Source organism: Kitasatospora sp. NPDC018058 (genome assembly GCF_044327205.1).
Taxonomy (GTDB): Bacteria; Actinomycetota; Actinomycetes; order Streptomycetales; family Streptomycetaceae; genus Kitasatospora.
Window position 1 is genome coordinate 1 of the sequence record NZ_JBIRFA010000096.1, and the last position, 9,745, is coordinate 9,745.

The window sequence follows — 9,745 nt, forward strand, 5'->3', positions numbered from 1 at the left end:
CTAGTGACACGCCCCGTCACCGGGCCATGCCGCGTTTCCGCAGCTCAAGCCACGTTTTCACCGACTATGCCGCTACCTCTGCTGCGGAACTCCGGCTGGTGGGAGCCGGTGAGCGATGATTCACCGGATGCCGACCGCGTTGCCGAGTCGGCACTCTGGCGAGACTGGTGATTACCCCGGCATGATGATCAGCCATGCTGCTGCGACTGGCTTATCTGGGTGTGACGAACGCGTTCGCGATTCTGCGGCTGCTGCCGATGAGCGACCGCGACAAGGACGTGGAGATCCTCGCACTGCGCCATCAGATCACCGTGCTGGAGCGGCAGCTGAGCGGACAGCGCGTACGGTTCGAGGCGAGCGATCGGGCCTTCCCGGCAGCTCTGCTGCACCGGATGCCGATGCACGCGCTGCACCGGGTGCGCTTGCTGGTACGGCCGGACACCGTTCTTCGATGGCACCGCGACCTGATCGCCCGCCGCCACGCCACTCGCTCCCGGCCCAAGCGCGGCGGCCGACCGCGCACCGTGCGCTCCGTCCGAGCCCTGGTCCTGCGCCTGGCCGCCGAAAACCCGGCATGGGGTACCGACGCCTGCACGGGGAGCTTCTCGTCCTCGGCGTGAAGGTGGCCGCCTCCACGGTTTGGGAGATCCTCAAGGAGGCCGGTATCCCGCCGTCTCCCGAACGCACCTCTACCACCTGGGCGGACTTCCTGCGCTCCCAGGCCGACGCACTCCTCGCGTGCGACTTCTTCGAGACGATCACCCTGTCCGGGGCCCGCCTGTACGTACTCGCGGTGATCGAGCACGCGAACCGGCGGATCCGGGTCCTGGGCGCCACCGAGCATCCGACCGCGTCCTGGGTGACCCAGGCCGCGAAGAACCTGGTCATGGACCTCGAGGACGCCGGCTGCCGCGCCCGCTGTCTGATCAGGGACCGGGACGGGAAATTCCCCGCGCCGTTCGACGCCGTCCTGCAGGACGCGGGCATCGAGGCCGTGCTCACCGGGGTCCGGATGCCGAGAATGAACTCCATCATGGAGCGATGGGTGCAGACCTGCAGGCGAGAGCTGCTGGACCGGACATTGATCCGGGACCAGCGCCATCTCCTTCACGCCCTGTGCGAGTTCGAGAGGTTCTACAACGGGCACAGGCCGCACCAGGGTCTCGGCAGCGCCCGCCCACTCCGCCCACTGCCCGCTCCGATCCAGGATCCGGACCGGATCGCCCGTCTGGACATACGCAGGCGTGACCGGCTCAGCGGCCTCCTCCACGAGTACCAGCATGCTGCCTGAACAAGGCGGATGAGTTTTTCGGCAAGGGCAACGCTGCTCGTCCGCGTCGTAGAGCCTGCACTCGGCGCCGTGCTCGGTGCGGAGGTAGTCGAGGAGGCGGCGGGCGAGGGTGGTCTTGCCGGAGGCCGGCAGTCCGAAGAACCAGAAGACGGCGCGCGCCTCCCCGGGGGTGGAGGGCTCCACCGTTGGCGCTGATGTTCACTCAGGACGATTTACGGACAAGGGCCTTGGGAGTCCAGGCTTCGCTCCGCGACAACGTTAATCGGGCCGTTGGCTGTGCGGGGCATGGGATACTCGGAGCGGCTGTAGCTGACGAAAGCCTTCGAGTGGGCCAGCCGTGATCGGCTCACTCGAAGGCTTTTCATGTAGTGGCAGGCGCGATCCGCTTGCATGGAGTCAGCGGCCTGCCGGGACTGTGTACCGCTACCCCGTGGCGCGCATCAGGGTCATGTTGTGGCCTCGCTCGATGCCGACGTAGGCGTTGACGAGGAAGGGGGCCAGTTTCGGGGTTGCCCGGTCGGCACCGGTGTGGGCGTCGAGGATGACGTTGCCGTTGGGTGTCCGGCCGTACACCGCTCCATGCCACACGGCGGTGACCACCGGCACCAGTCGTCCTCCCGACGTCTCCTTGATCGACCAGAGCTCCTTCATCGACGTCGCGTCCAGAGCCGCGATCGCGTGGGTTTGGCCGAACAGCTGGTCGTTGCAGAGGATGACGGACGTTCCGTCGAAGTCACAGTGCCAGGGGTGCACATCCGCTCCTGGCACCGGGTGGGCGCGGACCGCTCCGGTACGGGCGTCAACGATGACGAACCCATCGGAGGCCGACATCGCGAGCAGGCCGGGGCCGGCTGAGGAGGCGAACGCTCGGCCTCCCGAGTGGACGGCCGACCACCGGGGACTGCCGTCCGATACGCCGTAGCCTGCGAGTTGGCGCTCGCCGTACGTCGGGGCCTCGACGCCGGCCACGGTGTCGTCGACGAGCTGCATCGCGTGGAAATCCGCCTTGGCCCATCGGAGCTTCCCGGATCCCGGGTCGATCACATAGGTGGTCTCGGCGTTGGACACGACCACGTTCTGGTCGTCCACGGCCACCACCTGCGCCGCCCTGATGCCGTCTGCGAGCAGCGAGTCGTCGAGGCTCAGAGCCTCCTTGTTCAGAGGCGTTTCCACACGGTCGACCTGGGCACTCCAGAGCGTCTTGCCCGTCGTGGGGTCGGCGGCCAGTACTTCGATCACGTTTCGGTCCCTGCCGGTCCCCGTGCCCGGGACGGAGCGGGAGAACGCTGCGAGTACGGCGTCAGCGCCGTGGAAGCGTGCGGGCAGTGGCGCGGCCCTCTCGGACCCGAAGCCGCCCTTCGAAGCGGGGATGGTGCTGGCCGCGCTCCAGAGCGTCTTTCTGGTGACGGCGTCGACGGCTTTCATGCCGTCCTCGGTGGTCACGAAGGCGGTGGTGTCCTTCAGCGAGATCGCCGGCCGTTGCCGTTCGGGGCTTGCCGTCGAGGGCTGGCCCCCCTCGTCGAGTGCGTCCCCCGTGCCGTCACCGTCGCCGAAGTCGAATGACGTCGGCGGGTCGAATGCCTGGAGTTGCCGGTCCGCCGCCGATGGAACCCCGTCGGCAGACGGGGGAGTTGAACCACTGCAGCCCGACAGCGGGCCGGCCAACGTCACCACCAGGGCGACAGCACTGGCCCATCGCCGTTGCCGATAGCGAGCCGCGAAGATCACCATTCCCCCTTTGCTTGATCACCGAAGCAGTGCAGACTGTACCTGAGACCGGGACGCCGGGGTCCGTGGGGCGATCGGGGAGTCTGCGACAGGTGATCTTCAACTTGCCCTAGGGTTACGGGAGTTCCCGGTAGCGAGCCTGCTGCCGGGACTTCGCGCTTTTCGGACGGGTGTGGATCTTGCGATACGTGCGATTGCTGCGGCGAGGCCCGATTCTTCTCCTGTGGGGCGCGCAGACGGCGTCGGTGTTCGGTGACCGGTTGTACGCGCTGGCGGTGATGTGGCTCGCCTGGCAGCGATCCGGCGGCGCGGCGATGGGTTTGGTGGCCATCGCGGAGTCGGTGCCGTACATCGTGCTCGGCACCGTCGGCCGGCGGGTGATGGAGCGGTTCACCACGCTGCGCTCGCTCGCCGTGGTGGACCTGGTCCGCATGGTGCTGGTCGCGGCGCTGCCGTGGACGTGGGAGGTGTTCGGCACGCCGGGGTTGCTGGTGTCGGCCGCTCTGCTCGGGGTCGGCGGGGCGCTGTTCGATCCGAACCTCGGCGCCCTGGTCCCGGACCTGGTGCGGCCGGATGAGGTGCAGGCCGTCAGCGGGTTGATGGACTCGACCAACCGGATCGCCCGGGTCGCCGGCCCCGGTTCGGCCGGTGTGCTGCTGGCCGTGATGCCGATGGCCGGGCTGTTCTGGCTGGACGCGGGCACCTTCGCGCTCTCCGCCGTCGCCCTGGGCGTGCTGGGAGCCGGGGCCGTGCGCGGGAAGTCCGGGCAGGCAGCTGCCGCCGCCGCCCCGGGCGCTGGGCCCCGGGCTCGGACCCTGGTGCGCACACACCCGGAGACCGGGGTGGTGCTGGCCGTCCACGGGATCGCCATCTTCGCCGGTGCGGTGTCGATCGTGATGCCCGCGCTGGTGGCGGTGCGGCTCGGCGGCGGGGTCGGCACCTACGGCGTCATGCTGGCCGCCACCGGGGCGGGGTCGATCGTCGGCAACGCGGTCGCCGGGAACATCCGCCTCCCGAAGTCCCTTCCGGTGTTCTACTGCATGGCATGGGCAGTCTCCGGGGTGCTGATGGCGGTGACCGGGTCGGTGAGCACGGTGGCCGAGCTGGTGGCGGTGTCGGCGGCGTACGGGGCGGTGTCGCCGTTCCTGGCGGTGTCGCTGTCCACGCACCTGGCGCAGTTCCCGCCGGCGGCCCGCAGGCGGCTGCTGACGGTCGACCAGACGGTCATCCGGACCATGGGCACCCTCGCGATGGCCGGGATTCCCGCGCTGGCCGCGGCCCACCCCCGGGCCGGGTTCACCGCCGGCGGCCTCGTCACCGCCGTGGTGGGCGTCGCCGGGTGCGCGGTCGTGGTGTGGTGGGCGAAGACCCGTACGCCGCTGCCGGGCGCGGAGCCGGTGCTGGAGAGCGTGCGCGGCTGAAGACGCGAGCGGGGCCGGCCTCCCTCTGGGGAGGCCGGCCCTTCGCGCTGTCGGTCTCAGATCACGCGATCAGGGACCAGTGGGTGACGGTGATGTCCTCCAGCGGGATGCCCAGCTGCTGGTAGATCCGCTGGTGCATCGCGCCGAACCAGGCGTCGCGCCGGTCGGCGAAGAACGCCGGGTCGTACCAGGCGACGCCGAGCAGCACGGTGCCACCGCCGTTGGGGTTGCCCGACTCGGGCTCCCAGTAGGTGCACTGCCAGTCCCAGAGCATCAGCTCCTCCGGCCGGTTGCGCAGCCGCTCGTCGGACTCGCGCAGGGCCTCGATGCACCGCTCGGCGGTGGCGGCGTCGGGGCAGTAGTAGGTGCAGTCGGACTTGCCGATCGGGGTCTTGTCGGCGCGGCGGGCCGCGTCGGCGTCCTCCCCGGTCAGGACGCGCACGCGGGTCACCGCGGTCGCCTGGTCGAGCGTGTCGAGGATGGTCACAGTGGTGCTCTCCTCTCCCTTGTCCTGCCGGACTTCCAGCCCGTGCCGCTGATCGGCACGACGCTGGGGCTCTGGGGGTCGCGCCTCAGGATGCCGCCCGGCGCGGTGTAGCGGACGTTCAGCCCGATGCGGGCGCCGCTACTGGTGTTGGTGCCGGAGCGGTGCACGAGGCGGCTGTCCATGAGGACGGCGCAGCCGGCGCGCAGCGGCACGGGGATGGTGGTGTCGGGGGTGAAGCCGTGGGCGTGGTCGGCCCGGCCGCGCTCGGCGCCCGTGGCGGCCTCCTTCTCGACCGGCAGGTAGCCGGCGGACTGGGAGCCCGGGGTTACCTCGAGGCACCCGTTGGCCACGGTGGCGTCGGTGATGGCCAGCCACGCGGACACCGACCGCTCGGGGTGGAGCTCCAGGCGGTCGTCGATGCCGTCCTGGTGCCAGGGGATCTCGAAGGTGCGCTGCGGCCACTTCATGACGAGGAAGGTGTTCTCCACGGCGACGTCCGGCCCGAGGACGGCCTGGACGGCGGCCAGCAGGTTCGGGGCGCGGACGGCGAACTCGGCCCAATCCTCGGTGAGGTGCGGGTTCCTGACGATCTCCTGGCCGCTCGCGCGGTGCTCGGCGGCCAGGAGGGCGCCGCGGCCGCGCGCCGCGCCGGGACAGGACCACTCGATGGGCGAGCTCATGCCGCGTTGGCCGAGGATGCCGTCGAATTCAGTGAGCGCGGTCACGGTCGCCTCCGTGGACGGGGCACGGGCAGATCGGCCAGGTGGCCGACGGGTGGTGAGCTTCGAGGCTCACGTCGTCGGGGTCGAGGGTGACCTGGCCGGTGTCGTGGGACCGGGTGCCGTCGGGGCCGAGGCAGTAGGTACGGATGGTCAGGCCTCGCCGGCGATTGGCCGGCGGGACGAAGTCGGCGCTGTTCACCGCGCCGCCCGGCTGCGCAGCTCGCGGAACAGCCGGGCCCGGTGGTAGGCGGCGCTGTGGCTGGCGATGTGGACTACCGTCCTGCCGTCGACCGTCACCACCAGGTCGTGGCCGGGGTGTCGAGGATGCGGTCTGCTCGCGGGCATGGCGGTACTCCAGCGCGTCGCGGGGGTTGGTTGCCGCCCGGAGCGTCCACGGTGCCGAGGGGGATCGGTTGGGTCCTCGCACCGGGCGGCATCAACGACGGTAGGGAGTAGCGAATCTGTCACTCAACGAAGTTGCACGGGATTACACGGATTCATCCGAGGGCGTCGATCGCCGCCGTGATCAGAGCCCGTGCCGGCGCGCCGCGTACCGCGACGTCGGACAGCTCGGCGAACACCTTCTCGTACATGGCGATCTCGCTGGGCTGGGTGATCGTCAGGTACCCGGAGACCAGCTCCACGTTGACCTGGGTCTGGTCGTAGATCCAGAACCCTTCCACCGGCCAGCCGTTGTCCCGGTCCGGCCGCATCGGCACCACGCCGAGGCTGACGTTGGGCAGCCGGCCCACCGTGAGCAGGTGGCGCAGCTGCTCCAGCATCACCGGGCGGCCTCCGAGGCCGTTGCGCAGGACGCTCTCCTCGATCAGCAGGGCGAAGCGGTGCCGGCCTTCGTAGAGGATGTGCTGGCGGTCCATCCGTTCGTCGACGGCGGCCTCGACGTCGTCGACCAGGCCGCGGCGGTCGCGGATCGCGGTGAGGACCCTGGTGGTGTAGGCGCGGGTCTGCACCATGCCGGGCAGCACCCACGGGGCGTAGGCGCGGAAGTGCCGGGTGCGCTCGTACAGGGGCCGAACCGCCTGCTGGGCCTGGCGTAGGCCGGAGCGCTCCATCCGGCGCCACTCCAGGAACATGGCATCCGCTTGGCGGCTGCGGGCGATGAGGTCGGCGGCCTGGTCGTCGACGCCGCACGCCGCGCACCAGGCCCGGATGTCCGCGTCAGAGGGCGGGGTCTTGGCGTTGACGATGCGGGAGGTCTTGGCGGGGGTCCACCCGCACCGGGCGGCCAATTGCTTGCCGTTCAGGCCGGCGTCCAGCATGAGCTCGCGCAAGCGCTCGGCGACGGCCTTGCGGGCGGCCTGGGCGCTGGACGACGGGGAAGCGGGCATGGGACCTGGCTGCCGGTGTGGGTGGGTGTGCTCGGGTCAGACCGTGTAACGGTCGTGCGGCACGGCGCGCTCCCACACCGCCTCGAACGCCGTAGCGCAGTGCTTCGCCAGGCCGGGATCCTGGAGGATCTCCTCCCCGTCCTCGGCGAGCTGCCCGTCGCCGGTGAAGTGGTGGTAGTGCACCACCTGGTCGTCGAAGACCCAGAAGTCCAGGCCCGGTAGGCACAGGTCCTTCGTGTTGCGCCTCGGCAGCCAGCGGACCAGTTCGCCGGCGGCGAGGTTGCCGAAGGTCAGGTCGTGCTCGTAACGGATGTAGTCGTGCACCGGCTCGGAGACGATCCGCGCCCGCCGCACCACCACCCCACGACCAACCGCCTCGGCCACCGCATCGTGCCACCCGTGCCACCACGAGCCGCGATCGGCCGGGTCCAGACGCTTGCCCTGCTGGAAGGCGACGAACTCCGGATCGTCCAGCATGTAGGAGTCGCGCATCTCCAGATGCACCGCCGAGCGCTGCGCCCGGGCAAGCGCCTTACGAACCGGTGTTGCCACGTGGAGACTCTCCCTCGGGCCTCGGGATGAACTGGAGCATGTTGGCGGGCAGACGGATGACCGTCTCGTGCTCCGGCACGTCCGTCGTGTGGCCGGGGACCGATCCGACCTCCTGCGCCTGCCGGACGGTCTCCTCGTCCGCCTTCCAGGACTGGATGATCAGGTCCCCGGTCTCTTCTTCCACCCAGATCGTCGGGGACTGGTCGGATGGGGTGTTCGGCCAGATCCCCAGAAAACGTAGCGTCATGACGGTCTCCCGCACCAAGTCGGTTACACGGACTTGCACGACGCTCCACCTACAGGTGACGGCACGTCAAGAGCGCGCGGGCGCAGCCGGGCGGCACGCGCCGCACGAGTGGGCCCGAGGTCAGAATTCCCGTCGTGGGCTGACGGACCGCCAGCCGCCCTCCACCCGTCACTGCGGCGGGTGGAGGGCGAGGGTCCAGGTGTGACTGATGTACTTGTTCGCCCGTTCGGGGTTCTGCTCGCGGATGACGGCGGTGAGGCGGTCGGCGGCAGTGTGCTCCAGGGTGGAGGTGAACCGGTGGCCCTCGCCGCCGGGCACGGTGACGAGTTCGGCGAGCACGGTGTCCGTCAGATCGCGGCCGACGGCCCGCAGCACGCCCGCGTCGAGGAGCAGGACGGTACCGTCGGGCAGGACGACCGGGCGCCCCACCTGGGGCGCGGTGAGCAGCAGCGGACTGCGCTCGATCACCCCGCCGGGGCGGAGCCGCACGACGCGGCTCCCGGTGGGGTTCCCGCGGTCGGTCTCGACGACGCGCACGCCGGTGCCGACGACGTAGTGGCCGTAGGTGTGCCAGGTGTCGGTGAGGTCGCCGTCGCGGTCGTACTGCCAGGTGTGGAAGAAGTCGTAGCCCTCCAGCCCGAGCACGAACCGGCCCCCGCCGAGCGCCGCGCCGCGCTCGCCGCGGAGTTCGGCGATCAGGGTGCCATCGGCGAGGTCGAGGAGGTACGCGGGGCCGAGGGGTCCCCACGCGCAGTAGTCCACCGAGCCGGTGGTGACGAGGACGCGCCCGGAGGAGATGTGCGCCGCGTTGGGTACTCCCGGGATGGGGTGGGTCCACCGGACGCGCCCGGCGGTGTCGGTGCAGGTGATTTCGAAGGTGCGACCGCCGATGACCAGGTCGTCGCGCCGGGCGAACGGCTCCACCGGGACACGGTGCGTAGGCTCAAGACCGCGCTTGCTCTGCTGGTCGAGTACGGTGACGCGCCAGCTGCCCGGGCCGGTCGTGTTTCCCATGCCGGCGATCCTAGGGCTCGTCAGGCCGGCACGGGCCGACGGGTCCACAGCCAGCGGCCGACCGCGCCGGTGGAGAGCAGGCCGGCGAGCGAGGGCGCCGCCCCGGACGCCCAGGTGACAGGAGCAGTCCGTCGAGTGGGCCTGCGCAGAGTTCCCGGTACTCATGGCCTGGTTGGGGCCCGGGGTCAGGGTCGTCGTGGTCGGCTCCGTAGACCCGGCCTCTCATCAGCGCCTCGTCGTCCATGCCGTCAGCATCCCAGCTACGGCGGTGCCTCGAAGGTGAACAGCTACCTCTACTTCCCCGGCGTGGCCAACGCGTTGTCGAACGACTACCTGCACGCGGTGACCCTCAGCCTGAACAACACGCACTCCTACGAGTGCTCGGATCATCCGGTGTACGTGAACCAGATCACCAGCGCCTGGGACGCGGCGACGATCAACACATACCCCGGTGTTTCGATCGGCCAGCAGGTCGGCACCGCCAGCTTCTCCGCCGGCGACACCTGCGGGGGCGCGAAGTGGGAGCCCATCGAGCTGGGCCGCAGCCACAATGACCCTGGCGTGCAACTGGTTGAGTGGACGTTAAGTCCCTTTTCTCTCGGTTCGTGATCGCTCGTTCGTGTGAACGCCAGCCGTACTGGCGTACCGGTCGGGGTTCGGGTGATGTTCTGCGGCGCATGGAAAGACGGGCGTATCCGAGCGACTTATCGGATGAGCAGTGGGTGTTGATCGAGCCGATGATCACGGCCTGGAAGCAGGACCGGGTGGCGCGATCGGCTACCGGGGATCCGGGGTCCTGTGATCTGCGGGAGATCGTGAATGCGATCTTCTACCAGAACCGGACGGGCTGTCAGTGGCGCTACCTGCCCCATGACCTGCCGTCCTGGTCGGCGGTGTTCTACTACTTCGGCCTGTGGCGCCAGGACGGGCTCGA

At 70.0% G+C, this 9,745-nt stretch carries 12 protein-coding genes and 1 pseudogene; 4 read left to right on the top strand and 9 right to left on the bottom strand.

Annotation, left to right across the window (positions count from 1 at the left end):
• Positions 1 to 194: 194 nt before the first annotated feature.
• Positions 195 to 1,291: pseudogene (locus tag ACH4E7_RS44505) on the top strand (integrase core domain-containing protein).
• A 423-nt stretch (positions 1,292 to 1,714) separates the two neighbouring features.
• On the opposite strand, the gene ACH4E7_RS44510 reads toward ACH4E7_RS44505, so the two are convergent.
• Positions 1,715 to 3,022, bottom strand: coding sequence for a PQQ-binding-like beta-propeller repeat protein (locus tag ACH4E7_RS44510; RefSeq protein ID WP_396254939.1), 1,308 nt, complete (start codon positions 3,020 to 3,022; stop codon positions 1,715 to 1,717).
• Positions 3,023 to 3,207: 185 nt separating this feature from the next.
• Between ACH4E7_RS44510 and ACH4E7_RS44515 the strand changes: the two genes are divergently transcribed.
• On the top strand, positions 3,208 to 4,440 hold the full coding sequence (locus tag ACH4E7_RS44515) for an MFS transporter (RefSeq protein WP_396254940.1): 1,233 nt from the start codon (positions 3,208 to 3,210) through the stop codon (positions 4,438 to 4,440).
• A 61-nt stretch (positions 4,441 to 4,501) separates the two neighbouring features.
• Here ACH4E7_RS44515 and ACH4E7_RS44520 read toward each other — a convergent pair whose 3' ends face one another.
• From ACH4E7_RS44520 to ACH4E7_RS44555, 8 genes are all read right to left on the bottom strand, one after another.
• The gene (locus tag ACH4E7_RS44520) at positions 4,502 to 4,927 is read right to left on the bottom strand and encodes a hypothetical protein (protein WP_396254941.1); all 426 of its coding nucleotides are present in this window, start codon (positions 4,925 to 4,927) and stop codon (positions 4,502 to 4,504) included.
• Complete coding sequence (locus tag ACH4E7_RS44525) at positions 4,924 to 5,652, bottom strand: phytanoyl-CoA dioxygenase family protein (RefSeq protein ID WP_396254942.1); 729 nt, start codon at positions 5,650 to 5,652, stop codon at positions 4,924 to 4,926. Before ACH4E7_RS44525 ends, ACH4E7_RS44520 begins: the two co-directional genes overlap by 4 nt.
• Positions 5,653 to 5,844: 192 nt before the next feature.
• Positions 5,845 to 5,994 carry a hypothetical protein gene (locus ACH4E7_RS44530; protein WP_396254943.1) on the bottom strand — a complete coding sequence of 50 codons (150 nt, stop codon included), beginning with the start codon at positions 5,992 to 5,994 and terminating at the stop codon, positions 5,845 to 5,847.
• 152 nt (positions 5,995 to 6,146) lie between these two features.
• Positions 6,147 to 6,998 carry a helix-turn-helix domain-containing protein gene (locus tag ACH4E7_RS44535; protein ID WP_396254944.1) on the bottom strand — a complete coding sequence of 284 codons (852 nt, stop codon included), beginning with the start codon at positions 6,996 to 6,998 and terminating at the stop codon, positions 6,147 to 6,149.
• A 36-nt stretch (positions 6,999 to 7,034) separates the two neighbouring features.
• Positions 7,035 to 7,550: a DUF6879 family protein gene (locus tag ACH4E7_RS44540; RefSeq protein ID WP_396254945.1), complete on the bottom strand. Its 516-nt coding sequence runs from the start codon at positions 7,548 to 7,550 to the stop codon at positions 7,035 to 7,037.
• Positions 7,531 to 7,797, bottom strand: coding sequence for a hypothetical protein (locus tag ACH4E7_RS44545; protein WP_396254946.1), 267 nt, complete (start codon positions 7,795 to 7,797; stop codon positions 7,531 to 7,533). The genes ACH4E7_RS44540 and ACH4E7_RS44545 overlap by 20 nt, the downstream gene beginning before the upstream one ends.
• Positions 7,798 to 7,965: 168 nt before the next feature.
• Positions 7,966 to 8,811 (bottom strand): hypothetical protein, encoded by an 846-nt coding sequence (locus ACH4E7_RS44550; protein ID WP_396254947.1) that lies wholly within the window; start codon positions 8,809 to 8,811, stop codon positions 7,966 to 7,968.
• A gap of 10 nt (positions 8,812 to 8,821) precedes the next feature.
• The gene (locus ACH4E7_RS44555) at positions 8,822 to 9,055 is read right to left on the bottom strand and encodes a hypothetical protein (protein WP_396254948.1); all 234 of its coding nucleotides are present in this window, start codon (positions 9,053 to 9,055) and stop codon (positions 8,822 to 8,824) included.
• A 35-nt stretch (positions 9,056 to 9,090) separates the two neighbouring features.
• On the opposite strand from ACH4E7_RS44555, the gene ACH4E7_RS44560 reads away from it, so the two are divergent.
• Both ACH4E7_RS44560 and ACH4E7_RS44565 read left to right on the top strand, forming a co-directional pair.
• Positions 9,091 to 9,420 carry a hypothetical protein gene (locus tag ACH4E7_RS44560; protein ID WP_396254949.1) on the top strand — a complete coding sequence of 110 codons (330 nt, stop codon included), beginning with the start codon at positions 9,091 to 9,093 and terminating at the stop codon, positions 9,418 to 9,420.
• Between the two features lie 68 nt (positions 9,421 to 9,488).
• The coding region (locus ACH4E7_RS44565; RefSeq protein ID WP_396254950.1) for a transposase at positions 9,489 to 9,745 on the top strand (257 nt) is incomplete at its 3' end.

Bases quoted from the DNA above. Each gene is read 5' to 3' on its own strand.
- ACH4E7_RS44510 (WP_396254939.1), bottom strand. From the start codon at position 3,022: ATGGTGATCTTCGCGGCTCGCTATCGGCAACGGCGATGGGCCAGTGCT.
- ACH4E7_RS44530 (WP_396254943.1), bottom strand. From the start codon at position 5,994: ATGCCCGCGAGCAGACCGCATCCTCGACACCCCGGCCACGACCTGGTG.
- ACH4E7_RS44535 (WP_396254944.1), bottom strand. From the start codon at position 6,998: ATGCCCGCTTCCCCGTCGTCCAGCGCCCAGGCCGCCCGCAAGGCCGTC.
- ACH4E7_RS44545 (WP_396254946.1), bottom strand. From the start codon at position 7,797: ATGACGCTACGTTTTCTGGGGATCTGGCCGAACACCCCATCCGACCAG.
- ACH4E7_RS44550 (WP_396254947.1), bottom strand. From the start codon at position 8,811: ATGGGAAACACGACCGGCCCGGGCAGCTGGCGCGTCACCGTACTCGAC.
- ACH4E7_RS44555 (WP_396254948.1), bottom strand. From the start codon at position 9,055: ATGGACGACGAGGCGCTGATGAGAGGCCGGGTCTACGGAGCCGACCAC.